Source organism: Rossellomorea sp. QJM3NY_18 (assembly GCF_056173145.1).
On the sequence record NZ_CM149659.1, the window covers coordinates 4,084,195 to 4,108,452 of the forward strand.

The 24,258-nt window shown below is 44.7% G+C and carries 24 protein-coding genes and 1 riboswitch; of the genes, 13 read left to right on the forward strand and 11 right to left on the reverse strand.

The annotated features are described in order from the left end of the window. Nucleotides 1-42: 42 nt before the first annotated feature. The 5 genes from AC0VXY_RS20945 to argH are packed head-to-tail and all read left to right on the forward strand — an operon-like array spanning nt 43 to nt 6,627. Nucleotides 43-1,209, forward strand: a complete 1,167-nt coding sequence (locus AC0VXY_RS20945) for an ROK family transcriptional regulator (protein ID WP_475526445.1) — start codon at nt 43-45, stop codon at nt 1,207-1,209. Nucleotides 1,210-1,228: 19 nt separating this feature from the next. Beyond that, complete coding sequence (locus AC0VXY_RS20950) at nt 1,229-2,317, forward strand: extracellular solute-binding protein (RefSeq protein WP_475526446.1); 1,089 nt, start codon at nt 1,229-1,231, stop codon at nt 2,315-2,317. A 14-nt stretch (nt 2,318-2,331) separates the two neighbouring features. Then, a complete protein-coding gene (locus tag AC0VXY_RS20955) occupies nt 2,332-3,432 on the forward strand; it encodes an ABC transporter ATP-binding protein (protein ID WP_475526447.1) in 1,101 nt (366 codons plus the stop codon). Then, nucleotides 3,429-5,120, forward strand: a complete 1,692-nt coding sequence (locus AC0VXY_RS20960; protein ID WP_475526448.1) for an ABC transporter permease — start codon at nt 3,429-3,431, stop codon at nt 5,118-5,120. The genes AC0VXY_RS20955 and AC0VXY_RS20960 overlap by 4 nt, the downstream gene beginning before the upstream one ends. 16 nt (nt 5,121-5,136) lie before the next feature. Continuing rightward, entirely contained in the window at nt 5,137-6,627 is a 1,491-nt protein-coding gene (argH, locus tag AC0VXY_RS20965) for an argininosuccinate lyase (RefSeq protein ID WP_475526449.1), read from the forward strand. A 42-nt stretch (nt 6,628-6,669) separates the two neighbouring features. Here the strand turns inward: argH and AC0VXY_RS20970 are convergent, their stop codons facing one another. Beyond that, on the reverse strand, nt 6,670-6,831 hold the full coding sequence (locus AC0VXY_RS20970) for a YwzD family small protein (protein ID WP_475526450.1): 162 nt from the start codon (nt 6,829-6,831) through the stop codon (nt 6,670-6,672). A gap of 192 nt (nt 6,832-7,023) precedes the next feature. Here AC0VXY_RS20970 and AC0VXY_RS20975 point away from each other — a divergent pair, with 192 nt between their 5' ends. The 6 genes from AC0VXY_RS20975 (at nt 7,024) to AC0VXY_RS21000 (ending at nt 15,882) form a co-directional block, all read left to right on the forward strand. Next, complete coding sequence (locus AC0VXY_RS20975; RefSeq protein ID WP_475526451.1) at nt 7,024-7,242, forward strand: hypothetical protein; 219 nt, start codon at nt 7,024-7,026, stop codon at nt 7,240-7,242. A gap of 248 nt (nt 7,243-7,490) precedes the next feature. Further along, on the forward strand, nt 7,491-8,039 hold the full coding sequence (locus tag AC0VXY_RS20980) for a hypothetical protein (protein ID WP_475526452.1): 549 nt from the start codon (nt 7,491-7,493) through the stop codon (nt 8,037-8,039). Nucleotides 8,040-8,108: 69 nt separating this feature from the next. Continuing rightward, nucleotides 8,109-9,299: an efflux RND transporter periplasmic adaptor subunit gene (locus tag AC0VXY_RS20985; protein ID WP_475526453.1), complete on the forward strand. Its 1,191-nt coding sequence runs from the start codon at nt 8,109-8,111 to the stop codon at nt 9,297-9,299. A 139-nt stretch (nt 9,300-9,438) separates the two neighbouring features. Further along, nucleotides 9,439-11,043 carry an alkaline phosphatase gene (locus tag AC0VXY_RS20990; RefSeq protein ID WP_475526454.1) on the forward strand — a complete coding sequence of 535 codons (1,605 nt, stop codon included), beginning with the start codon at nt 9,439-9,441 and terminating at the stop codon, nt 11,041-11,043. Nucleotides 11,044-11,429: 386 nt separating this feature from the next. Beyond that, the gene (locus AC0VXY_RS20995; protein ID WP_475526455.1) at nt 11,430-13,064 is read left to right on the forward strand and encodes a hypothetical protein; all 1,635 of its coding nucleotides are present in this window, start codon (nt 11,430-11,432) and stop codon (nt 13,062-13,064) included. Further along, nucleotides 13,057-15,882: a DEAD/DEAH box helicase gene (locus AC0VXY_RS21000; protein WP_475526456.1), complete on the forward strand. Its 2,826-nt coding sequence runs from the start codon at nt 13,057-13,059 to the stop codon at nt 15,880-15,882. The genes AC0VXY_RS20995 and AC0VXY_RS21000 overlap by 8 nt, the downstream gene beginning before the upstream one ends. Nucleotides 15,883-16,252: 370 nt before the next feature. Here the strand turns inward: AC0VXY_RS21000 and AC0VXY_RS21005 are convergent, their stop codons facing one another. Continuing rightward, nucleotides 16,253-16,426: a hypothetical protein gene (locus AC0VXY_RS21005; protein ID WP_430339893.1), complete on the reverse strand. Its 174-nt coding sequence runs from the start codon at nt 16,424-16,426 to the stop codon at nt 16,253-16,255. Between the two features lie 23 nt (nt 16,427-16,449). Next, nucleotides 16,450-16,827 carry a single-stranded DNA-binding protein gene (locus AC0VXY_RS21010; RefSeq protein ID WP_475526457.1) on the reverse strand — a complete coding sequence of 126 codons (378 nt, stop codon included), beginning with the start codon at nt 16,825-16,827 and terminating at the stop codon, nt 16,450-16,452. Nucleotides 16,828-17,095: 268 nt separating this feature from the next. Between AC0VXY_RS21010 and AC0VXY_RS21015 the strand changes: the two genes are divergently transcribed. Further along, entirely contained in the window at nt 17,096-17,536 is a 441-nt protein-coding gene (locus tag AC0VXY_RS21015; RefSeq protein WP_435988997.1) for a YwpF-like family protein, read from the forward strand. Between the two features lie 97 nt (nt 17,537-17,633). After that, on the forward strand, nt 17,634-17,954 hold the full coding sequence (locus AC0VXY_RS21020) for a helix-turn-helix domain-containing protein (protein ID WP_034765209.1): 321 nt from the start codon (nt 17,634-17,636) through the stop codon (nt 17,952-17,954). A 34-nt stretch (nt 17,955-17,988) separates the two neighbouring features. On the opposite strand, the gene AC0VXY_RS21025 is transcribed toward AC0VXY_RS21020, so the two are convergent. The 8 genes from AC0VXY_RS21025 to spoIIID all read right to left on the reverse strand — a co-directional run bounded on the left by AC0VXY_RS21025 (nt 17,989) and on the right by spoIIID (nt 23,985). Further along, on the reverse strand, nt 17,989-18,126 hold the full coding sequence (locus AC0VXY_RS21025) for an anti-repressor SinI family protein (RefSeq protein ID WP_435988996.1): 138 nt from the start codon (nt 18,124-18,126) through the stop codon (nt 17,989-17,991). A gap of 33 nt (nt 18,127-18,159) precedes the next feature. Then, nucleotides 18,160-18,310, reverse strand: a riboswitch (cyclic di-GMP riboswitch). 549 nt (nt 18,311-18,859) lie between these two features. Continuing rightward, on the reverse strand, nt 18,860-19,159 hold the full coding sequence (locus AC0VXY_RS21030) for a hypothetical protein (RefSeq protein WP_435988995.1): 300 nt from the start codon (nt 19,157-19,159) through the stop codon (nt 18,860-18,862). A 167-nt stretch (nt 19,160-19,326) separates the two neighbouring features. Continuing rightward, on the reverse strand, nt 19,327-19,761 hold the full coding sequence (fabZ, locus tag AC0VXY_RS21035) for a 3-hydroxyacyl-ACP dehydratase FabZ (protein ID WP_098351529.1): 435 nt from the start codon (nt 19,759-19,761) through the stop codon (nt 19,327-19,329). Between the two features lie 309 nt (nt 19,762-20,070). After that, the gene (locus tag AC0VXY_RS21040; protein ID WP_034765204.1) at nt 20,071-20,346 is read right to left on the reverse strand and encodes a DNA-directed RNA polymerase subunit beta; all 276 of its coding nucleotides are present in this window, start codon (nt 20,344-20,346) and stop codon (nt 20,071-20,073) included. 15 nt (nt 20,347-20,361) lie between these two features. Beyond that, nucleotides 20,362-21,204: a flagellar hook-basal body protein gene (locus tag AC0VXY_RS21045; protein WP_435988992.1), complete on the reverse strand. Its 843-nt coding sequence runs from the start codon at nt 21,202-21,204 to the stop codon at nt 20,362-20,364. A gap of 56 nt (nt 21,205-21,260) precedes the next feature. Then, nucleotides 21,261-22,103 (reverse strand): flagellar hook-basal body protein, encoded by an 843-nt coding sequence (locus tag AC0VXY_RS21050; RefSeq protein WP_435988991.1) that lies wholly within the window; start codon nt 22,101-22,103, stop codon nt 21,261-21,263. Between the two features lie 47 nt (nt 22,104-22,150). Next, nucleotides 22,151-23,161 carry a rod shape-determining protein gene (mreB, locus tag AC0VXY_RS21055; RefSeq protein WP_098438738.1) on the reverse strand — a complete coding sequence of 337 codons (1,011 nt, stop codon included), beginning with the start codon at nt 23,159-23,161 and terminating at the stop codon, nt 22,151-22,153. A gap of 563 nt (nt 23,162-23,724) precedes the next feature. Beyond that, entirely contained in the window at nt 23,725-23,985 is a 261-nt protein-coding gene (spoIIID, locus tag AC0VXY_RS21060) for a sporulation transcriptional regulator SpoIIID (RefSeq protein WP_034765200.1), read from the reverse strand. Nucleotides 23,986-24,258 lie beyond the last annotated feature (273 nt).

Here is a 24,258-nt window from a genome sequence, read left to right on the forward strand (position 1 = left end):
GATGCAATGAGTTTGAGAGGGGCACCTATGCAGATGAAATCGATGAATAAAAAGAGAGTACTTCAGTGCATTCAAGAGAACTCGCCTATTTCCAGGGCGGAAATTGCTGCACAGATGAACCTGAGTAAGCCGACCATCTCGTTGATTGTAGATGAATTGATAAAAACAAATTGGGTGTATGAAAAAGGAATCGGACCCTCTTCATCACATGGAGGAAGGAAGCCGATCCAGCTCTTTTTCAATGAAAAAGCTGCCTATGTGATTGGAACGGACATCGGAGGTACGAAGGTGAAGACGATTGTTTCCGATCTAAGCGGAAACGTCCTTCATTCAAAAAGCTTTTCAACATCACATTATTTGCAGACAGGCCTTTTGGATCAGATTGCAAAAGATGTCTTCCGCATGCTTGATCATCTGGACATTCCAACCGGTGATGTATTAGGAATGGGCATCGGTGTTCCGGGAATCACACAGAATGGGGTGGTCCTTGAAGCCCCGAGCCTCAATTGGATCCGATACCCGATCCTTTCAGAAGCTGAAAAGCACTTCCCCTTCCCCATCCACGTCGACAACGATGTCAATGTTGCTGCACTGGGGGAGCAGTGGGTCGGAAGCGCGAAAAACAATCGCCATGTCCTGTTCATGGCTGTCGGGACTGGTATCGGAAGCGGGATTATCATCAATAATCAGCTTTACAGGGGGCACTCCAATGCCGCCGGGGAGATTGGTTATATGGTGACTGATAAAAATGACCTCCAGAATGATTTCAAACCGATGTTTCATCGGTATGGTTATCTCGAGAGTGTAGCAGGCGGCAAGTCCATTGGACATAAACTGACAACCCTCGTATTGGAGAACCCTGAGCATCCTGCTTATGATGAGGCGAAACAATCAGAGTTATCCGGGGAAATTGCCTTTCATCTGGCAAAATCCGGAGACCCGACTGCCCTCTCCGTTGTCCATGATGCGATTGACCATTTGGGATACGGGATCATCAATGCAGCAAGCTTACTAAATCCAGAAGTTATTATTTTAGGAGGTGGTGTGTTAAAGTCATCCGATTTCATTCTTCCCAGACTACGGAAGATGGTTGATCAGTATCTTCCCAGTTCAGTTGAATTGAAGATTTCACAATTAGGGGGAAATGTGGGCGTTTTAGGTGCAGTTTCACTTTTTTTACGCGAGCACGAGGGTATGATTAATTTTTGATAAACAAGGGGGATTTTTCATGAAGTTGAACAAGAAATTATCGATGGTGGCAACGGTATCTCTATCTGCTTCTTTACTGCTTTCAGCCTGTGGTGGATCAGAGAAAGGGTCAAGTTCAAGCAGCTCTGGGGAAAAGGATAATAAACTTGAAGAAAAGATTGTTGTGTATTCTCCTCATGGAAAAGACATCCTGTCTAAATTCGAACAGCAATTTGAAGCAAAATACAATATCGACGTTGAGTGGCTCGATATGGGGTCACAGGAAATCCTGGACAGGATCCGTTCGGAAAAGAACAACCCGCAGGCAGACGTCTGGTGGGGGGCTCCTTCCACAAACTTTGATCAAGCGAAAGATGAAGGACTGCTGAAACCTTATGAACCGTCCTATGCGTCCAGCCTGGATGAAGGCTTCCACGATCCTGAATGGAACTGGTCCGGTACGAGCCAGACTCCGGAAGTCATCATGTATAACAGCAAAGAAATAACAAAAGAAGAAGCCCCTAAAGACTGGGATGAATTACTGGATCCGAAGTGGAAAGACGAGATCATCATTCGTTACCCTCTCGCTTCCGGAACGATGAGGACGATTTTCTCGGCGATGATTTATCGTGATTACAAAGATTCAAATGATCCGGCTAAAGGATATGAGTGGCTCGAGAAATTAGATGCGAATACGAAAGAATATTCAGCAAACCCTGAAATGATGTACAACAAGGTTGCAAAAGGCGAAGGGGCCCTTTCTGTCTGGGCGATGCCGGATGTCGTCATGTTAAAAGAAAACAAGAACTACCCCTTTGAATTCATCATACCTGAGAGCGGGACACCAGTACTGACAGAGGGTATCGCACTTGTTGAAGGCGCACCTCATCCAAAGGCAGCCGAAGCCTTTTACGAATTTGTCAATACTCCCGAAGCCGCGAAGATCCTGGCAGAAGAATTCTACCGCATTCCGACGAGGGATGATGTCGAGGGACTTCCTGAATGGATCACGGACACTGAAATCAAGAGTATGGACATCGACTGGAAAGTATTCCAGGAAAAAAGTGATGAGTGGATGAAGTATTGGGATGAAAACATCAAAAACGGAGAGAAAGAAATCAAAGAATAGGAAGTGTGACCGGTATGGCGTCGATAAAAATAGATAATGTCCAGAAAGCCTTTGGAAAGGTTGTAGCAGTTGATCAATTAAACTTGGATATCAAGGACGGAGAATTCTTTACCTTCCTTGGTCCAAGCGGTTGTGGTAAGACAACCACCCTCAGGATGATTGCCGGATTCTACTATCCTACTAAAGGTGTCGTTCGTTTTGGTGAAAAGGACATGACGCGTGTACCTCCTGAAAAAAGAAATACGGGCATGGTTTTCCAGAACTATGCCCTTTTTCCTCACATGACGGTATTTGAAAATGTTGCTTTCGGCTTAAAAGTCCGGAAGCTGGCTGTTAAAGAAGTAAAGGCCCGGGTTCGAGAGGTTTTGAATAAAGTCAGACTTGAACAATATTCCGACCGTCAAGTGAGTCAATTAAGTGGAGGTCAACAACAGCGTGTCGCGTTAGCCCGTGCATTGGTGATCGAGCCTGAAATCCTTCTGTTAGATGAACCACTGAGTAATCTGGATGCGAAACTTCGTGACGAAATGAGAAGCGAGATCCTCAGGTTACAGAAAGAATATAATATCACCACCATTTACGTGACTCATGATCAGGCAGAAGCCCTCTCCATGAGTGACAGGATTGCCGTTTTCAACTTCGGTGTATGCCATCAGATAGGGACACCGACTGAAATCTATAATTCACCCGCCAATGACTTTGTCGCACGTTTCATCGGGGAGATTAATCTATTACCCGTTTCCCTCAACCGTGTCGAGGAAGACAGCGTGTATGTCTCCGCAAAAAACGGCACCATCACCCAAGAAATCGCTGTACATAACCACCCTGACATCGGTGAAATGAATGAGCAAGGTGACATTGCCCTCTCGATTCGTCCAGAAGCTATTAAACTTGTGGATAACGAAGGGGAAAATGTTTTCAGAGCAACTATAAAGGAAGTTCACTTCTTTGGGTCCGTCATCAATGTACAAATTGAAGTAGAGCAACAACTCTTACAAGTGCACACCTTGAATACACTTCTTTCCAGTAAACTTCAACCGGGTGATGAAATCCGGATTGAATTACCTAAAGAACATATGCGTATCATCCCAGTGATCAGCGGTGATGCCCCATGATCAAAAACCGTGATCATCGTTTGACTTTATGGTTGCTTCTCCCTGTCCTCCTGGTGTTGATTGCTTACGTACTTTATCCTTCTTTGCGGACATTCCTGGAAAGTTTGAACAAAAACGGCAGCATAGGATTTGAAAATTACTCAGACTTTTTCACTCAAGAATCGAAAACCAATCTGGAAGCTCTATGGAACTCCGTTTATATTTCAGTGTTAAGTGTTTTCGTTGCTGCCCTGATCGGAATTCCATTGGCGTTTATTTTTAATCGCTATGATTTTCCTGGTCGCAATTTCTTTTCAACGGCAGCTATTATGCCCATCGTCCTCCCTTCCCTGGTCGGGGTCATGGCATTCATGTTTTTATACGGTGAGACGGGATTAATTCCGAACGCCATCAAAGATTTGTTCGGATTAAAGGACGTACCCTTTAAAATCGGCGGGGTATCAGGTATCTTGATTGTCCACGCATACACCATGTATGTGTATTTCTATATGACTGTCTCCTCAGCCATCAATAAAATTGATCCATCCCTGGAGGAAGCTGCCTTTAACTTGGGGGCCAACCGATTCAAGGTATTCTGGAAGGTAACCTTTCCATTATTGACTCCAGCGATTGTCGCTGCTTCATTGCTCGTATTTATGATTTCAATGGCATCCTTCAGTGCCCCGTTTCTATTAGCGGGCGGATATCGCGTCCTGAGTTTACAAATCTATTTTTCCAAAATCAACGGTGATATGGAAGTCGCCGCTACACAATCTGTCATTCTATCGATTGTATCAATCAGTTTCTTACTTTTCATGAGATGGTATCAAAATCGCAAAGATTATCGCATGGCTTCGAAGGGGATCGGTGCCCATCGAAGTGAAGTAAAAAATCCATTTATGAAGTGGGCATTGGTCGCTGCAGGTATCATTGGGGTGATCATCCTTCTCCTCCCCCACTTCACCATCCTGCTTCTTTCACTCGTTCCGGATGGTACTTGGACATGGCAAACGTACCCTTCGGTGTTTAATTTCGAAAATTACCGGTTACTCTTTGAGGACCCGAATATATTTAAACCGCTCAAAAACAGTCTGATCCTTTCTTTCATTGCAACAGCGGGGAACCTCGTTTTCGGGGTTCTGACATCTTACTTATTAGTAAAACGCAAATTTGTCGGAAAAAGCTTTGTTGATATTTTAGTGATGATCCCTTGGGCACTTCCGGCAACCGTTATCGGGATGAACCTGATTTTCGCCTTTAACGAGCCGACAATCTTTTCTTTCGGGAATATTCTTGTCGGCACGTTCTGGATTCTGCCACTCGCCTACTTCATCAGGCATATCCCATTGGTGGTCCGTTCAACGAATGCAGTACTTGAACAGCTTGATGACTCGATTGAGGAAGCTGCAAGGAGCTTGGGGGCTAAATGGTTCTATACCTTTAGGAAAGTCATCCTGCCGATCATCATGCCGGGCGTGCTTGCCGGGACACTCCTTGCTTTCGTGGAATCCGTCGGGGAGTTTCCAACGTCCGTCTTACTTTACACCCTATCCAACCGCCCTATTTCCATTGAAATCATGAACCAGCTTCGCATGTTTAATATGGGGCAGGCTGCTGCTTACGGAATGATTCAAATCGCGATCATCGCCATCATTCTGTTCATTTCAAATAAGTTTTTCGGTGTGAAAGCTGAAAGATCATTATCTTAGAATCGGAGTTGAAAGAATGGTCAATTTAGACGATTTCATTAAAAGTGAAGGCAGTTCTTTCCCTGGTAAGACCTATGCTGAAGAGCTGCTGATGCCTGTGTTCAATGATCAAAGGGACTATCTATTTCATGTCATGTTCGATATTCACAGGGCCCATGTCATCATGCTGTCCGAACAAAATATCATATCAAAGCCCGAAGCCGAAAAGATGTTAGAGGGGATCAATCGTGTAGCAGAAACGGATATAGTCGGAGTATGCTACCAGCCACAATTTGAAGACCTGTTCTTTATGATGGAAGCCAAAATCGGTGAGGAAATCGGAGACGAATTAGCCGGGAAAATCCATATCGGCCGGAGCAGAAATGACATGGGGGTTGCCATGTACCGGCTTGTACTAAGAGAACACCTCCTGCGGCTTCTGCAGACTTCCAACCAATTAAGCGAAGTATTACTCGCTCAAGCCGATCAGCATACAGAAACAGTCATGACAGGGTATACGCATACCCAGCCCGCTCAGCCAACCACACTGGGACATTATTTCTTAGCCATTTACGATGTCCTGCAAAGAGATATTAAACGGCTTCAATCAGCATATGAAACAGTGAATCAGTCACCTTTGGGAGCCGCTGCCCTGACCACAACCGGCTTTCCCATCAATCGGGAGCGCACCCGTGAATTACTGGGATTTGATCGAATCATAGAAAACTCCTATGATTCGATAGGAGGAGCTGATTACCTCTTGGAAACATCTACCGCCTTGATGACATGCATGGTCAACACCGGAAGATGGATCCAGGATTTCCTCCAACATGTCACAAGGGAGTTCGGAACATTTCTGGTGGCCGATCCATATGTACAGGTAAGCAGCATCATGCCCCAAAAAAGAAACCCGGTGTCCATCGAACATTCCCGCTCCATCGCAAGCAGCGCTTATGGAGATGCCCTTGCCGCGATGAACATGGTGCATAACACCCCGTTCGGTGACATCGTCGATACTGAGGATGATCTGCAGCCACACCTCTATCGTGCGTTCAACAACGCAAACCGTGTCTTAAAGCTTATGTATGCCGTCATCGCCACATTAAAAGTCAACAAAGATCATGCCAAAGAAATGTCCAAGAAATCCAGTATTACGATTACTGAGCTTGCCGACACCCTGTCCCGGGATTACAGCATCCCATTCCGAAAAGCACATTCCATCGCCAGTTTCATTTCCAGAAAAACGATTCTGGAAAGAAAAGAACTTTACGACTGGAATGTTGAAGAAATCAATAAAATAATTCAGGAACATGCCACTATTTCATTGACCGATAAAGAATGGAAGAAAATCATCTCACCTGAATATTTCATTAAAATAAGGGATATCCAAGGAGGTCCAAGCCCTGACGAAGTAACAAGAATGATTCAAATCAGAAACAAAACGCTCACCCTTCAAATAAAAGAACTGGATCATATCATTCAATCATTGATTCAAAAAAGAAAAGAATTGGTGTCGTTCCGATTTTAAAGCACTAAAACCAAAAAGCGCTGTGACTCCCCATCAAGGATTCTACAGCGCTTTTTCGCTTTGATTTAATGAAAAACCATTCTGCAACTCTTGCTTCAACCAATCAATCATTTTATCCGTATCCATATTGCCCTGCTGACCTTTGTCATATGCTTTCTGGATTACAGAGAGTACATGCTGATCCTTGCTTATATTTCCTTTCAAACAGACAACCTCCTACAATATCGAACAGTTTCTATCACTTTATTACACTATTATACGAAAGTTCAAACATCAATTACTAGGTATATTACCATATTAATACAATTTTCAACAAAATATTTTTCGACATCCTCCTAAATGAATAGGACTTTTAGCCCATTAACAATCAGCATATATTTCCGATAATAGGATGGTGTGGGGAAATACTTAACGATCGATAAAAATAAAATACATACGTTCGTTATTGTCCAGCAGCTTCAAGTCAGGAAAAGGGGGAAATTTAGAATGGCATTTTTAACACCGGAAGAGGCAATGAAAAAGAAGAAAACGCAGAAAGTAATTACATATGTAAGTTTCGTTATTATTACGATTCTACTAATAGCAGGAACCACCTACTTAACCTATCAAGCATAAACTGACCAAAAAGCGTCCATTCGACGCTTTTTTTATTTTATTTCTTAATTCGTTCTACAATTTATGGAAAAGTTCGATGATTTTCGATAGAATAATAGATGGAATCTATTCAAGTTGGAGGACAACATTTTATGCATAGAGAAGTCAGACTTTTCAAGGGTTTGAAACATCCATCAACCTTCTTTTATCAACTTAACGAGATGGAGGCACTAAACGGATACAAGAAAAGAGTCTCAATTCTCTTCTTAATGTCCATTATCATTTTTGGTTTGATTTCGTCTTTCGGAATAGGAATGGACCCTTTGTCTAAAGAATTGACGAAGCTGCCCCCGACTGCATTCGAGTTGGAGAAATTTTTATTTTTCTTAGGCAGACTAATAGCCGGATTGCTTTATGCAGCCATTATTCTCTTTTTTTCATCACTTATTTTCTGGACCATCTCAAACGACGGTGAGTACCGGAAACTGGTTATCACTCAAGGTCTGGTCCTGATCATTTTATTACTTGAAAAACTGACCTACATACCATTATCACTCTTCTTTTCCCTTGAATGGTACTCCTCCCCGCTTTCGTTAGGGGTACTTATCCAATATTTAACATCAAAATCGTATGTGATTTATTTAATGGGGAGCTTCTCTCTTTTTAAAATATGGGTTTTCTATATTCAATACAAAGGAATTAAACGTTTAACCAATCAAAAAAACTGGATCATCTGGCTGGTCATTCTTTTGACCAATTTATTCTTATGGGCTCTAAATGCGTTATTAGCTTTTTTAAACATATCAACCCTAATTTAACTTTCTAAAGGCTGTGAAACATAAATGAAGAAAAGAACCATACTTTATAGCACACTGACGTTCTCTCTATTGTTTATTGGTACAAACACCTATTTGATCGAAAAAGCAAATAGCAAGGTTGACCGTGAAGTGCATGTGGACAACTGGGAAGTCAGCAGAAAAGATGATTTGGTCAAAGAGCTCCCCAAGCCCGGTGTCGTTACAGCCGAAAATGAGAGCTACATCTATTTTAATGACGAGTTTGGATCCTTCAAGAAATTCTTAGTGAAGGAAGGAGATCAGATTACGAGCGGAACCCCCCTTTACGAATATGAAGTAACCGATCAAACACAACAAAAAAGTGTATTAGAATCCGAAGTGGAAAAACTGGAGGATGAGATCGATAGTATTGAAGATACTATCGGCGACTTAAAAGCCCTGCAATCTTCACTCCCGTCGGTATCATCCGATGAAAAGGAGATTCCCATGGCGGCAAGCGCACTTCAGTCCGAAGTAGAATTAAAGAAAGAAATCGCTGCAAAAGAGCTTGAAGTGGAACGAAATGAAAGTCAGATTGATAATTTGGAACGGCAAATTTCGGATATTGATTCGTATGAAACGACCTTGACCTTTCAAAGCAGCGTGGATGGGACGATCAAACATCTCTCACATAAGATCGACAACCCTTTAATCACGATCGCTTCAGAGTCTACCATCGTTACGACCGATCTTACTGAGAAAGAAATCGTCACAGTGAAAGAAAACATGAGTGCCACTGTCCAATCGGATGTGGAGAAAGCAACCCTAAAAGGCATCGTCACAAAGGTTTCCACCCTTCCCAAAAATGATCCGCACTTGCAAACAGACAGTATGTATCCTGTTGAGGTAAAGCTTCAGGATAATGAAAATAACCTTCTACCTGGGCATCATGTGTTTTTATCCATCATTACAGAGAATATTAACGGATCCATTGTGCTCCCTGTCACAGCCGTTGACAAAGACAGTTCGGGAAAATTTGTCTGGCTCCTTACAAAGAACGGAACAGTTGAAAAGAGAAAAATCAAAACAGGACTGAAAGTTAATGGTCAGCAGCAAATTATAACAGGCGTCAAAGCCGGTGAATTTTATATTGTTTATCCTGATGACATCACGGCATTGAAACATGGGACGCCATTCATAACAGGAATTGATTGGAGCAGGATCAACTTGAAGGGATTAAAAAAATTGGACCGTGCAACTGTATTAGAGAACCTTTTGGTTGGAGTATTAGAGCAGAAATAGCATTCTACCGGAACATTATTTTAGGCGATTCGTTTAACTGACGAGTCGCTTTTTTAATTCATTTAGCTCTTCATACATACTCCTCCCCCACCAACAAATACTATACCTACACCAAAAGAAAAGGAGCACGAAATCCACCATGAAAACACTCAAACGCCTCACCATCCTCCTATCCCTACTAACACTCACCCTGCCCGCCTCCTCCACAACAGCCGCCCCACCACCCCACAAAAACGTCATCCTCATGATCATGGACGGCACCAACTCCGACATCCTCACCCTCTCCCGCTGGTATCGAGGGACGGACCTCAAGCTTGATACGATTCTCAGAGGCGGCGTCCGGACGTATTCCGCCCAGTCCGCGATAACCGATTCCGCTGCAGCAGGTTCCGCCATGGCGACAGGTGTGAAGACGAAAGCCGATTTTATAGGGATGAACCCCGATGGACATCCCGTCTTGACCGTCCTTGAAGGCGCTAAACTGTCCGGATACAACACTGGCATCGTGTCCACCTCCCCCATCCAGCACGCCACCCCCGCTGCCTTCACGTCCCATGTATTGAACCGGAATGAGTTCGGGGATATCGGTGAACAGCAGGTGTACCAAGGGCTTGATGTTGTGTTGGGAGGGGGCGGCGCATGGCTAAAGCCGCAAACCAAGGAACCCACCAAAGACGATGACGGCATGCTGAAAACAAAACAGATCAGCCGTGAAGACGGAGAAAACCTTTTTAAAGAGATCCATACTTCAGGATATGAGCTGGTTCTGAAGAGGGATGGCCTTCTAAGGGGGACATCATCACCAAAGCTGTGGGGAGTGTTCGCTGATGAAGATATCTCCTATGAATTGGACCGTCCCCAGCTGAATCCCGATGAGCCTTCCCTTGCAGAGATGACCCGTGCAGCCATTGACCGACTTTCTCAAGGTAAAAAAGGATTCTTCCTCATGGTCGAAGGAAGCAAGGTAGACTGGGCCGCTCATAAGAACGATCCGGTCGGCATGATCAGTGAGGTCTTGAGCTTTGACGATGCAGTAAGTGAGGCTCTCGAGTTTGCCCGGAAGGACGGAAACACCATGGTGGTTGCCGTGACCGATCATGGGAATAGCGGATTGTCGCTTGGGAATCACGGGACAAACGGTGATTATAAAAATATGCCTGCCGATAGGTTCATCAAGCCACTGAAGAAAGCAAGGCTTACCGTCAAGGGCGCTACATCACAGCTGAAGAAGGATCGTTCGAATTTAAAAGAGGTTCTTTCAAGCTATGGGTTGGGTGAACTGAGCGAGAAAGAATTTGGCACGATGGAAGCCGCAAAGAGCGTTGAAAATCTTGAGAATGAAATGGTGAAACTGATGGCGAAGCGGGCACATCTCGGCTTCACCACCCAAGGCCATACCGGTGAAGACGTCTTTTTATACTCTTATGGACCAGGTAAGCCGGTAGGACTGATCGAAAACACCGACATCCCAAGGATGATTTCTACTTATATGGGATTTCCCCTAAGGAACGGCACGTTTGCTTCATGGTATGTGGATGGAGTGAAATATTACCGGGATAGAGGCTATGAGGTGTCGTTTGAGGGACGGACCTCTAAAAATCCTGTGATGGTGGCGAAGCGTGATGATTTGGTACTTCGTTTTCCGGAAAATAAGGATTTTTATTGGAGAAATGATGAAAAAGTGGGGTTGAAGAGCGTGAATGTGTATGATGGGGAGACGTTTTATGTGCATGTGGAGGAGTAGGGTGGGGATTGGGCAGGTTTTGAAAGGGGAACGTTGGGTTTATTTTCAATAATGGGTGATTTATTTTCAATTTAGATGATTTATTATCAAATCCCTTGAGTTTATTTTCAAATCCATAGATTTATTTTCAAAACCACTTCCAGCGGCCGGTGCCTGGCACCTCACCAGGGATCTTTTTAACAGTCCTCAATTATATTATCGACCTATCCCGCCGCCCGCTTCCCCTACAAATCGCGATCCGAGCCACCAAACCACCTCCCCAAACCACACAATTCGACAAACCCAACATCCCCTTTCCACCACTTCCCCCACCCCCAAGTTCCTTTTCCCCCTCCTTTTGCGTTATAATAAAAGAATGCGATTTTATAGATTGGAGAGGTTGGTTGATGTCGATTCGTATTCAGGAGTTGAAGGATAAGTTGCTTCCCATGAGTCAGTCGATACAGGGTGAGCTGGACCCGAATCAGGACGAGAGCAAGAATGTCGTTTCGAAGGGCCTTCTATTGTTCCGTCAGAATCTGGTTTCGAACGTAAAGGTCCGGGAAGATGAAGTGACGGCGGAGGTCCAGGATGTGACGCCTGTGACCCTAGAGCTGAATTTATTATTCCCCCTTTTAAGCAAGTGCTCATGCCCTCAGGACAAATGGTGCCGGCATCAAATGGCGACCTTTTTTATGCTCTATAACAAAGTTGGACGGGTCAGTGAGTGGATCCAGAGTTGGCGGAGTCAATCTCAGCCTGCCAGTCAGGAAGCACAGTCACTGGATGAATTAATGAAAAAACACGGTGCCTTAAAGAAGGCAAGCGATCTATTGAACGAACGGAAAACACGGGGCAACAGCCCAGAGGAATGGTGGCAGTTCTTTGACTCTCTTCTAAAAAAAGAAGACTTGGAGTTACTGGAAAGACAGCCCTATTTAATGGACGTCCTCGTTCAGAATATCACGAAGCGATTTATGAAGGAAGCGCCGTTCGAACGGGAATGGAAGCCCCTTTATCAGCTGTTTGCGACCTTTTACCTCTCGATTGAAATCGACCTTTTTCTACAAAAACGGAATGTCGAGCTGAGCCGTGAGCAGTATAGCATGTACGATTTTCTCCTGGGCGAAATGGAAGACGCCGTAGAGAAGCTGTCGATCCATGCCATGCCGTTCAGCTTCGATCCGTATATTGCTTTTTTGAAAAAGCAGACGATCGAGATGAGCGATTCCACGGAGAACAGTACGATGATGAAGGCTGAGGTGTACCGCTTCCTATGGTACTACTTGTTCAAGCAGAAGTCTTGGCGCCGCGAAGAAGTCACGCGATTGGAAGCGGAAGAAGTCCAGGATCCCACTTTTCACAACGTGGCCATCCTTCATCAATACCTCCTCCTTGAAGATTTGAATAAAGCGAGTGAAGTGGTGGATGAGCTTGGGACGGAACTCGTCGCTTACAGCGAATTCTGGCTTCGAAAATTCTTCGTCGGAAAGCGGTATGAAGTCGGCTTCTTTCTGGTGCGGAATATCTTGTCGAGAATGCCGGACCATCTCGAGACCCTTGATTATTATGAAGCGACCCGGTTCGTCCGCTGGTTCGTGCGGATTCTGCCGATGGATTGGCTGATGGAAAAGGACAGCACGCTAGTGAACGAGCTTCTCCTCTCCATGCTTCCGTACAGCTTTTTCTCATACAACGAGTATCTCATCACGGCGAAAGCTTACCGAGAGTGGGTTGAGTTGCAGAAATATATGAGCTACAGCATTGCGGAAATGGAAGGCATGGGTCTCCGTGACGTGACGAAGGAAGCACCCGAACTCGCCCTTCCCATCTATTACGCCGGCGTCATCACCGCGATCGATCAGAAGAACCGCGACAGCTACAAGCTCGCGGTCCGTTATATGAAGAAGATCAGGACGATTTATAAAAAAACGAAGAAAACCGATAAGTGGGATGTGTATCTCCCCTATATTCTGGAGAAATATAAGCGTTTACGCGCGTTCCAAGAAGAGTGCAGAAAGGGTAAGTTAATCGATGCTTAAACTGTCTTCCGTCAAAATCAATGTCCATACAACTGAATATGAAGACCGTTTCTACATCACTGCGGAAAACGATGAAGGCGAACTCCTTCCCACGAAAGAATGGAAGGGGCAGCTGTTTCTTTGGCATGAAGAAAGTTACTACGGAACCCTTATCGAGGAATCGAACGAGGGAGTCCCCGTCACGAAATGGCAGTTCCTGACCCTTCTTGCCGGCGAGCATTTCAGCAGCATGATCCAGTGGGACTGGGATGAAACCGGGCAGGCATGCATTGCGATTGCACCGGTGATCTATGAGGCCGTTGAAGCCGGACGCTGGCTGCCTCGCTTTGAAGAATGGCAGGAAAAGGGACTCCAGTTTCACATCCCCGATGAAGTCTGGTCGAACTTCAACGACGAATTCTGGGAGGAAGAGCTGCCCGGTGGAGGTCCGTCCCTCAAAACGTTAACGGAAAACTGGTTTCAGGGGGCGTTGAATGAGGCGATGGCGTCTGGTGGATCGAGTGCGATGAAGCGGATTCAGAAGCTGAAGGAGAGTACGCTGACGTCTGAGGAGCTTGATGCGTACTTTGATGAGAAGCGTTGGAGTGAATGGATCGCTGGCGGCGATGAAGAGCTGCCCTTTTCAATCGGACTCCGGATTACAGAGCCCCTCGATGAGGATGAGTCCTGGGAACTAGAAACGATTTTACGAGACCGAAAGAAACAGAATCGGATCATATCCCTTGCTGAAGACACGGTTCCCCCTTCCTGGAAAAAACATCTGAACGACGTATCTGCTGAACAGAAACGCTGGATGAAAATGCTGCCGATCCTCCGTGACACGGATGGCTCTCTCAGGACCTCACTTGGTGAACACGACGCATGGGATTTTCTATCCGTGCTCAGTGAGAAGCTCATCGATCTCGACATTGAGATCCTCCTCCCATCCTGGTGGGAAGCGATGAAGGATGCCCAAGTACTCGTGAAAGCAAAGCTAAAAAACACGGATACGAGCTATCGTAAATCCTTCGTGGGACTCAACGCCATGCTCGATTTCGACTGGCGTCTCTCCATGAACGGTGTCAATCTTTCTGAGGATGACTTCAATCAGCTCGTTGATGATCAACGCCAATTGGTCAAAATCCGCGGTCAGTGGATGAAGCTCGATCCTGCCATGATTCGCCGGATTCAACAGATGATGACGAAAGCCAAACAGGAAGGAATCTCGATCCAGGATATGCTCGAACAGGAGCTTGTCCCCCGTGAGGACGATGAGTCGGAAACGGACCCCAATGACGATGAGCATGATCCTTATCAATACGCTCGGATCCAACTCGAGCTCAACCGCTCCATGAAAAAAATGGTTCATCAGCTGACGAATGTGTCATCGATTCCGCTTACGGAAACGCCTGATAGTTTTATCGGTGAGCTCCGTCCCTACCAGCAGCTGGGGATGAGCTGGATGCTCTTTTTACGGAAGTTTGGCTTTGGCGCCTGTCTTGCTGATGACATGGGACTCGGGAAAACGGTACAGCTGATCACGTATCTGCAACATGTGAGGGATACCGAAAAACCGGAAACCCCTTCCCTGATCGTTGCCCCTACCTCCGTGCTCGGAAACTGGCAGCGTGAGTTGGAGAAATTTGCTCCGGACTTGAAGGTTCATCTACATTACGGTCCAACCCGTGCAAAGGGAGAAAATTTTGCTGCTGCGATCAAAGATGTCGATGTGGTGCTCACCTCTTACGGCTTGTCCCATATCGATTATGACGAGCTATCACTCGTCGAATGGACATCGATTTCTCTTGATGAGGCCCAAAATATCAAGAATGCCAATACGAAGCAGTCCCGTGCGATCCGTAAGCTGAGCGGCAAGCATCATATTGCTCTCACCGGGACCCCGATGGAGAATCGTCTGTCAGAACTGTGGTCGATCTTTGATTTCCTGAACCACGGCTATCTCGGTGGGTTCACCCAGTACCAGAAAAATTACATCGCTCCCATCGAAAAAGACGAGAACGAAGAAAAAGTCAAAGAGCTTCAGGCCAAAATCAAACCGTTCTTACTGCGTCGTACGAAGAAAGACCCTGAAGTCGAATTGAATCTGCCTGAAAAACTCGAGCAGAAAGAATATTGTCATCTGACTGCCGAGCAGGCGGCCCTGTATGAGCAGCTTGTGAAAGACACGCTCGCTAAAATAGAAACACTGAGCGGATTTGAGCGCAAAGGATTGATCCTGCAAATGCTTAACCAGCTGAAGCAGCTCTGTAACCATCCGGCTCTCTATTTAAAAGAACCGGACCCGAAGTCGATCCTGTCCCGCTCTGAAAAAATGCAGAAACTGAAGGACATCGTTGAAACCGCCCTAGAATCTGGCGAAGCCTGCCTGATCTTTACCCAGTATATCTCAATGGGCGAGATGATCCAGGAAGTGATGAAGGAAGAATTCGATGTTAATGTCCCGTTCCTGAACGGAAGCACGGCTAAAGGAAAACGGGATGAACTCGTCGAGAAATTCCAAAACGGCGACTTCCCTGTCTTCCTTCTGTCACTGAAAGCAGGCGGTACCGGTCTGAACCTGACCGCTGCCAACCACGTCGTCCACTACGACCGCTGGTGGAACCCGGCCGTCGAGAACCAGGCCACCGACCGTGCCTACCGGATCGGCCAGAAACGCTTCGTCCACGTGCACAAGCTCGTTTCATCAGGCACCCTTGAAGAAAAAATCGATGCCATGCTCATGAAAAAGCAGGCTCTGAACGACGAAATCATCCGCAGTGACCAGTGGGTAACGGAATTGTCGGATCAGGATCTGGAATCGTTGCTGGTGTTGGAATAGATGTTGTTGTTGCCTCTTTCCTTTTATGGGAAAGGGGTTTTTTTTAAAAGGGGTTGGACAAATCAGTGTTTTGTACAAATATAATAGGATTTCCATTTAAAAAGTGATGCTTTTTCTCCTTTGTACTGTGAAACTCGTTCCAAATCGTGAACAACCATAACTAATAAAAAAAACACCAGCCTCCCCTCAAGGAAACCGGCTCAATATGAAGACAAAAAGGGGAATATTTCACTTACTAACCGCTATACATATTTATGTCTAATGAGGCAAATCAGGGGCATCGTGCGGGTGACCATTGGAATTTGAGACAGAGTACTTATAGGTTGGATTAACGCTTATGGAAAGAAATCTGGTTGAGGGTTATAAAAGATCAAGATGAGGTTTTCAAAACCGGGTTTGGATATTCGTATCCTTGTTCAAGGGCGGTTACCCGTTGAGATAAGTAGAAGTTTTCGACATTGACTCTTGCTACTTTTTTAATGAGATCTTCCGTCATTTTTTCCAGTCGATCGATTCTTTGTTCAAGTTCTTGCAGTGTGACCAAAACTCCATCTCCCTTTTAAAAAATTAGAACGGCAATTCGATTGGTTCTTTCTTGCTCGGTTCAGGTGTAACCGGGGATGCGTGCTTACTGTCCAGGAAACGGACGTTTTCAGCGACGACTTCGGTGATATACGTCCGCTTCCCTTGATCATTTTCAAAGTAACGTGTTTGGATGCGGCCGGTCACCCCAACGACGGAACCCTTCCTGCAGTACTTCTCCGTATTGTCCGCTGCACGGTTCCACATCGTACAGAGTACAAAGTCGGCATCAGTTTGGCCTTGCTGATTCTTATAAGGCCGGTTCACGGCAATCGTCACGCTAAGTACTGATTTTCCCTCCGTTGTTTTTCTCGCTTCCGGATCTTTCGTCAGTCTTCCCACCAGGGTCACTTGGTTGATCACTTGGGTTCATCTCCTCCTTTCTGTTAAGGTGATATCATCTTACTTCTATGTGCAAATCTTGTAAAATCGTGAATTTCCGAAATTCGAGGCAAAAACGGCTTGAATTTCGGAAATTCGCCTAGGGAGATTTTCCTCTTTTTCATTAAAATCATGGTCAAAAACACAAAATTGCATCTTTCGTCATTTTTTTCATTTATAAATGTATTAGGGAAACAAATCCCCCCTGTGATATAATTTGATAAAACCTTTAAATGGGAGATGTTCGTTCATGAAAACCTTTAAAGTGATTTCCCTTCAAGTAGTGGAGAACGAGGAACTGCATGACTTCGAGCTTGTGGACGGTCTGATCATCAATAAAGAAGACGGTCAGAAAACATGGCTTGTCGAAACGTATATGTCGAATGAATACATCGAATTTTTCCAAAAGGCTCAGCAAAGCAAAGAAGACTTGGAAATCCAGGTCGTGATTTCCCATGCAGCCAATGATCCTGCTGCCTTCATGACATCCATCCGTTGTATCAAAGAAATGGATAAACATATCAGCATTATGTTTGAAGGAAAATTGAAGAAACAACGGAATGAATATGCGGAAATACTGCTTGATGACTTGGTCCAGAAAGGGTACTCCGGGGATGAACTTGTTCGTGAGTTCCGTGAGAAGATGGTGTCTAAGCCAAGGATTCCGGCAACGGCAAAACCGAGCATTTAATAATACGAAAATATGTAATTTCTTGTCGAATTATTTATGATATAATTATATTTAATATTGTGACTTCAAACATGAAGTCTTTAGGTAGGTGTCCCTGATGATTGGAGAGAGAGTTAAGAAATACAGACAAGAAAAAAGAATGTCCATGACGGAGCTCGCTGAAAAAGCAGGCGTAGCTAAGTCATATTTGAGTTCAATTGAACGTAACCTTCAACAAAACCCTTCCATTCAGTTTCTGGAGAAAGTTTCAGCGGCTTTAGGAATTCCTATGGATGCTCTATTATACGATCAACCCGAGGATCAAAACATTGATCACGAATGGATGAAGATTGCAGAAGAAGCAATGGATTCTGGAATCACCAAGGAACAGTTCCGGGAGTTCATTGAATTTAATAAATGGAAATTAGGCAATAAATAAAGTCTTGCGAAGAGTTCGCAAGACTTTATTTATATTACATTATTTTATATCCGGCCTTTACTTCCTGGGATTGCTTTTGTAAATACTCCCTGATTTGTTGCTTAGATATTCCTGCTTCCAAGGCTTCTTTCACTAGCTCAACCCATTCTTGGTCCAATTCTCTATTCCCCAAATTGTTTCCCTCCTAAAATACAGTAAACGTATTCCAGGCAATCCAGCCGCCATCGTATTAATATGCGTTTCAAATTCACGTTGATGTCTTTCATATGTAGTCTTCCAGGAAATTGATTTACTATTAATACTTTAGACCTGTGACTTTGCGTCCCCATTTTTCAATGGGTTTGCCTTTTTCTGCCCTCACTCTTCATCGCTTTTCGTTATATCAATAGTACCATCTTTTTTCAAAATTTTTTGTCTATTCAAAGAAAATTTTTACACTTTTTTCCTACAAGTGAATGCTTTATTCGACATTATCCAAGTTTATTACTAAATAAATTGTTGTATTCTTCATAAGCATAAAGATATTTGTCGAAATTCAAAGATATTTTTTGTTCATATTCTTTTCATAAGCTTCTAACTTTTTTCGGAGTGGGATAAAATCACTATGCCTTAAGAAGGGCGTATAAAATGGTGCTTCAGTTAAGTCATGACCGCAAGATGGGCAAATCCAATCACCTGTTTCAGTGCTACTGAATGAAGAGCGAGTACATCGATTGCAAACTTTTTTATACATTTATCCACCTCTCTAATGTTATGATCACTTCGTTCTTATTAATATATTCGTTTTGTTCTTTATAAAGAACTTTATAAATTAACTATAGTCTAATTTCCATAAAAATGAAAGTCTGGATTTTTTATTTTATAAAAAAACAGAGGCAACTCATAGTCGCCTCTGTCTTACCCCATTACTCGTCCTTATTATCCTTATCCTTCATATCAATATCATCTTCTACAGCGTCTTCTTCAGGTGTGTTGTTATCCTTCGCTGCATCTTTGTCGCCTTGCTTGTTCTTGTCTTCTGACTCAGGGTAGTTCTCTTCATTCATGTCCCCGTTGTCGTTCATATCGTTATTCTCATCCATGTTGTCGTTTTCTTCCACTGGTGCTTCGTCTTCCGGAGGAGGCTCCTGGTTGGCGTTACATCCTACAAGAAGGAAAGCGGCAAGTGCAGATCCACCAAGGATCGATAGTAACTTTTTGCTCATGATGTATGACTCCTTTCTATGTTGGTTAATGTAAGACCGTTACGTTGGTCTTTTGTTAGCTTTCCCGGAAAATGAATTAACTTGCATATGGAATCATTTTTTCAAGGTAAAAAAAGCCGGATTTGACGTGAAATGAATCACATCAAACCCGGCCGCATTATACCTGATTACTCTTGCTTATCCCCAAGAGCAAACATCATCTCTAATTCACAAGCAACTTCACCATCAACGGTTGCAACACCTTTTCCTTTACCGATCGGTCCTTTAAAGCGGATCATTTCCACTTCAAGTCGGAGCTGATCACCAGGCTTTACCTGACGCTTGAAACGGCATTTGTCAATGCCCGTGAAGAACGCCAGACGTCCACGGTTATCCTCGACCTTCAGCATCGCCACAGCTCCGACCTGAGCCAGCGCCTCGACAATCAGCACGCCCGGCATCACAGGGTAATCAGGAAAGTGACCATTGAAGAACTCCTCATTCGCCGTCACATTCTTGATCCCGACCGCTTTCTTGCCTTCCTCCACCTCTAAAATCCGATCCACCAGCAAAAACGGATAACGATGGGGAATAATCTCTTTAATCTCATTAATATCAAGCATAAATAATTCCTCCTACCAATATGTATGTACACTTTATTGTACAGAAACTGTGGTTGTAATAGCAACAGGATGGGAGGGACGGACCTCGAAATCCGCCCTAATCCCCCAAGGAAATCCCTTTAAATCAACATTTCCCCTCAAAAAAGGCATCAAATTCGAGGTCCGTCCCTCCCAACTCCAAATTTGCAACGATATCTACGTAAAAAAAGGGACGGACCTCGAATCACAAGCTCCATTCGCAACGAAACCCTTTTATATCAAGGTTCACTGTCGTAAAAGCTAACGATTTCGAGGTCCGTCCCTCAAAAATTATTTCTTCACTACGATATCAATGATATGCTGCCAGGTTTCTGCTTTGAAGACGTCGGCAGCGTTGCCGTTGCCGATGCCAGCGAAGCCGATGACGGCACCGAGGACGAGGCTTCCTGCAAGAAGAAGGATGAACAGAAGGATTCTGAGCCAGATGGGAAGCATGCGAACACGCACCCAGCGTGATGGCTTAGTTTCGTCCTTTTGCTTTGCCTTTTTTTCTGTTTTTACTGATTCTCTTGTCACTTTTTCTTGCAGTAGCTCTTTTTCACTCATAGCATTTAACTCCTTTTAGCGTATCCCATTTACAAGGCCCATCATTTGATCTGCAAGGGAGATGGATCGCGCCTGGAATTGATATGATCGTTGAACACTCAGCATGTCCGTCATTTCTTTGCTGATATCCACGTTCGATCCTTCTAACGAATTCTGAACCATGGAAATATCAGATCGTGCTCCACCCGTGACGTTGGTCACCACTTCATCTTCCGTGACGCCTAGTTCATCCAGGTTGTCTGCAAAACCTAACAGGTTCCCGCCAAATTGCTCCAGAAATTGAGATTTTTCAACGGTCACAACGCCGAGGTTAAATCGTTCTTCTCCCCCACCGGCACCTGTAACGGTCAGAACCCCGTTATCACCAAGCTGAAAGGAAGAGGCATCCTCAGAAAACGTAATATAGTTATCATTCTCATCCAGTACCGGCAGCCCGCTTCCGTTCACGAGCATCATTTCCCCGTTCCCGGTAGGACTCGCAGAGAATGCTCCGTCCCTCGTGTAGCGTACGGCACTCGAGTCTTCATCAGCCGCCAGCACCTTGAAGAACTGACGGTCGCTGGTCAACGCGAAGTCCAGGGAGCGGCCTGTAGCTTTCAACGACCCCTGATTCAGGATCAGCTGCGCCTGTGAAAGTTTGGCACCGTTCCCTTCCCTGACTCCAAGAGGGGTTAACCTGCCTGTTTCGAACTTGTCTACGCTCTGATTTTTCACCTGTTGCACAAGCATCTCGGAGAAAGTTGCATCCCTGCGCTTGTATCCATTTGTATCTGCGTTCGAAAGATTATGACCAATCATATCCATCTGTTTCTGCAATTGGCCTAATGTGTTGGTTGCTGTAATCATCGTCCGATTCATGACACGTTCTCCCCTATTATAAGGTATTCAGTGACGAAATTCATTTACAATACTTACTATCCGTTGACCCTGCCGATTTCGTTGGCTGCCTTTTCCATACTCCGGTCATACGCCTGAAGCACTTTTTGATTGGCTTCGAAAGCCCGGTACGCCGACATCATGTCGGTCATCGTACGGGAAGCATCGACATTGGATCGCTCCAGAAAGCCCTGCTTGGCAGCAAAAGAAACATTCTCTTCTTCATACGCGTCCGGAAGAACTGCAGTACCTTCTGTGGCAAACAGCCCATCTCCCTGCTTGACTAACAGGTTCGGGTTATCCGAGTAACCTACTCCCAATGTTGCGACGGCATTCCCATCCACGACAATCTGACCATTTTCCCCGACCGTGAACTGATCGCTTGCCAGTTGAATCCGGTCACCATTTTCATCCAGCATATAAAAACCGCTGTTCGTGGTGAGGAAACCGTTGCCGTTCACTGTCAGATTTCCGTTTCGCGTATAGCGTGGTGATCCATCCGTTCCTTCCACCGTCAGGAACACCGATCCACGGATTCCTGTCTCTTCATCAACAGGCATGGAACCATCCAGAAGCGCCACATCCAAGCCGCGACCCGTTTCCTGAAGATCACCCTGCACAAAGGAAGGGATCGTTTCCTGCATATACACACCTGTATTGAGTGCCCCCACTCTTTGATTAAAAGGAAGCGACAGCTTTTTTTCAGTCGGGATCGATGTGGAATCCATCCTATCCATCAGCATTTCAGGAAACGCCCGCATCGAAGCCTGATCCGCTTTGTAGCCCGGTGTATTGGCATTCGACATATTGTTCGTCAGCATCTCGGTCTTCCGCTGTTGAGAAAGCATGCCGGATGCTACTGTATAAAATCCTCGAAACATCTACTTTCACCTCTTAACCGTTATATCGGATCAATGGCGCATGGGTTTTACCCGATTCTTCTTCTCGAAATCTTATCGATATTCTCAAGCATCAATCCCGTTCCGATTGCTACACAATCCATCGGGTTCTCCGCAATCAATACCGGTACTTTCAGTTCTTCTGCAAGAAGCGTATCCATTCCGTGAAGAAGGGCTCCACCACCTGTTAAAATAACTCCGCGGTCAATAATGTCCGCTGATAATTCCGGCGGCGTCTTCTCAAGGACATTTTTCGCTGCCTGTACGATGACCGCCACTGACTCACGAAGAGCCCCTTCGATTTCCTTGGACGTCACAGTGATCGTACGTGGAAGTCCTGATACCATATCACGTCCGCGGATGCTCATTTCCTTGCGATCTTCGTCAAGTGTTTCAGAGAATACCGTCCCGATATTCACCTTGATATCCTCAGCTGTACGCTCCCCGATCAGAAGCTTGTACTCTTTTTTAATATAATTCAGAATTTCGTGGTCAAATTTATCCCCGGCCATTTTGATGGACTGACTCGTCACGATGTCACCCATGGAAAGAACCGCTACATCCGTTGTTCCTCCACCGATATCCACGACCATGTTTCCAGTCGGATTGAAGATGTCCATTCCGGCACCTATCGCCGCCACTTTAGGCTCTTCTTCCAGATAAATCTTCTTCCCGCCACTCTTTTCAGCCGCTTCCCTGATCGCCTTTTGCTCAACGCTCGTGATGTTCGTCGGGCAGCAAATCAAAATGCGCGGTTTCGAAAGGAATCCTTTTACATTGAGTTTATTGATGAAATGTTTCAGCATCGCTTCTGTCACATCAAAGTCTGCGATGACTCCATCTTTCAGCGGGCGAGTCGCCACAATATTTCCAGGAGTACGTCCAACCATGCGGCGCGCTTCCTCACCTACAGCTAGTACCTTACCCGTATTCTTATCCAGTGCCACGACGGATGGCTCATTCAAGACAATTCCTTTTCCTTTAACATGAATCAATACATTAGCCGTACCAAGGTCAATCCCAATATCTTTCGCGAACATCTTATGTTTCTCCCTTCTACTTTTACAATTTCAACATTGTATTTCATCTATGGTTTCATCTTTATGTCATTACGCAAAAACGTTAAGGTAAAACTTTCACCTAATTAACTATTTTACCATAAATATGTCGAATGGCGATATTCTTTGTCAAAAAAATGTATTGATATTGTTATTATTTTGGAAAAAGATAGGCGTTTTGGAGAGGGATGTTACAAGAGTGTTAAATTGGGTGTTGGTGGGGGGGGATTTTGGGGTTCAGCTGCTGAATAGTTAAGTGATTTCACCTGCTGATTTTTTCTGGTTTTTTGACAGGTGAATTTCATCTTGAAATCAGCAGTCAAAAATCAGTCGGATGCATAAAATGTACCTGGTACATTCATGGTTTTTTGTACCTGGTACAACAACTTCTTTTTGTACCTGGTACAACAACTTCTTCTTGTACCTGGTACACTTTTAACCATTTGTACCTGGTACAACAACACATGGTACACCAAACAACCACTCACCCAAACACAAAAACACACCAAGCACAACCCATCATTCTGGGGCTTGGCGTATTTGTGTTAACTGTGGAGCTCTTCTTTTTTGTATTTCTGCTTGGTTGCCTCTCCACCTCGTAGATGCCGGATTGATTTATGGTAATCAAGTATGGTTTTGACTTCATTTGCGAGATCCGGATTGATTTCTGGCAGTCGTTCTGTTAAATCTTTATGGACAGTACTTTTGGATACGCCAAACTCCTTCGCAATTACACGAACAGTTTTTTTCGTCTCCACGATATACTTACCAATCTTGATTGTTCTCTCTTTGATGTAATCGTGCACACCACTCGACCTCCCTAAATTGGATGTGAGAAGTGTGAAATGAGACTCGCTTTCGCATCAATGATATAGTATAGACCCCTTGCTCATGGGCAAGCGGCAGAAAGCCTTATTTAGGACGGCAGCTTCCTGATGTTACAACGTATAAACAACTTATTCAGCTAATGATCAATGGTGTAATGACGATTCCTCACCTCAAACACTCTCTTTTTGATAGGTTTGTTTCATTTTATTAGCTTGTGCCCACATATATGCACAAAAAACACAATAAGGACA

What these genes read in the sequence shown, in the direction of transcription:
- AC0VXY_RS20945 (WP_475526445.1), top strand. Translation starts at nt 43, where the DNA reads ATGAATAAAAAGAGAGTACTTCAGTGCATTCAAGAGAACTCGCCTATT.
- AC0VXY_RS20950 (WP_475526446.1), top strand. Translation starts at nt 1,229, where the DNA reads ATGAAGTTGAACAAGAAATTATCGATGGTGGCAACGGTATCTCTATCT.
- AC0VXY_RS20955 (WP_475526447.1), top strand. Translation starts at nt 2,332, where the DNA reads ATGGCGTCGATAAAAATAGATAATGTCCAGAAAGCCTTTGGAAAGGTT.
- AC0VXY_RS20960 (WP_475526448.1), top strand. Translation starts at nt 3,429, where the DNA reads ATGATCAAAAACCGTGATCATCGTTTGACTTTATGGTTGCTTCTCCCT.
- argH (WP_475526449.1), top strand. Translation starts at nt 5,137, where the DNA reads ATGGTCAATTTAGACGATTTCATTAAAAGTGAAGGCAGTTCTTTCCCT.
- AC0VXY_RS20980 (WP_475526452.1), top strand. Translation starts at nt 7,491, where the DNA reads ATGTCCATTATCATTTTTGGTTTGATTTCGTCTTTCGGAATAGGAATG.
- AC0VXY_RS20990 (WP_475526454.1), top strand. Translation starts at nt 9,439, where the DNA reads ATGAAAACACTCAAACGCCTCACCATCCTCCTATCCCTACTAACACTC.
- AC0VXY_RS20995 (WP_475526455.1), top strand. Translation starts at nt 11,430, where the DNA reads ATGTCGATTCGTATTCAGGAGTTGAAGGATAAGTTGCTTCCCATGAGT.
- AC0VXY_RS21000 (WP_475526456.1), top strand. Translation starts at nt 13,057, where the DNA reads ATGCTTAAACTGTCTTCCGTCAAAATCAATGTCCATACAACTGAATAT.
- AC0VXY_RS21015 (WP_435988997.1), top strand. Translation starts at nt 17,096, where the DNA reads ATGAAAACCTTTAAAGTGATTTCCCTTCAAGTAGTGGAGAACGAGGAA.
- AC0VXY_RS21020 (WP_034765209.1), top strand. Translation starts at nt 17,634, where the DNA reads ATGATTGGAGAGAGAGTTAAGAAATACAGACAAGAAAAAAGAATGTCC.
- AC0VXY_RS21030 (WP_435988995.1), bottom strand. Translation starts at nt 19,159, where the DNA reads ATGAGCAAAAAGTTACTATCGATCCTTGGTGGATCTGCACTTGCCGCT.
- fabZ (WP_098351529.1), bottom strand. Translation starts at nt 19,761, where the DNA reads ATGCTTGATATTAATGAGATTAAAGAGATTATTCCCCATCGTTATCCG.
- AC0VXY_RS21040 (WP_034765204.1), bottom strand. Translation starts at nt 20,346, where the DNA reads ATGAGTGAAAAAGAGCTACTGCAAGAAAAAGTGACAAGAGAATCAGTA.
- AC0VXY_RS21045 (WP_435988992.1), bottom strand. Translation starts at nt 21,204, where the DNA reads ATGAATCGGACGATGATTACAGCAACCAACACATTAGGCCAATTGCAG.
- AC0VXY_RS21050 (WP_435988991.1), bottom strand. Translation starts at nt 22,103, where the DNA reads ATGTTTCGAGGATTTTATACAGTAGCATCCGGCATGCTTTCTCAACAG.
- mreB (WP_098438738.1), bottom strand. Translation starts at nt 23,161, where the DNA reads ATGTTCGCGAAAGATATTGGGATTGACCTTGGTACGGCTAATGTATTG.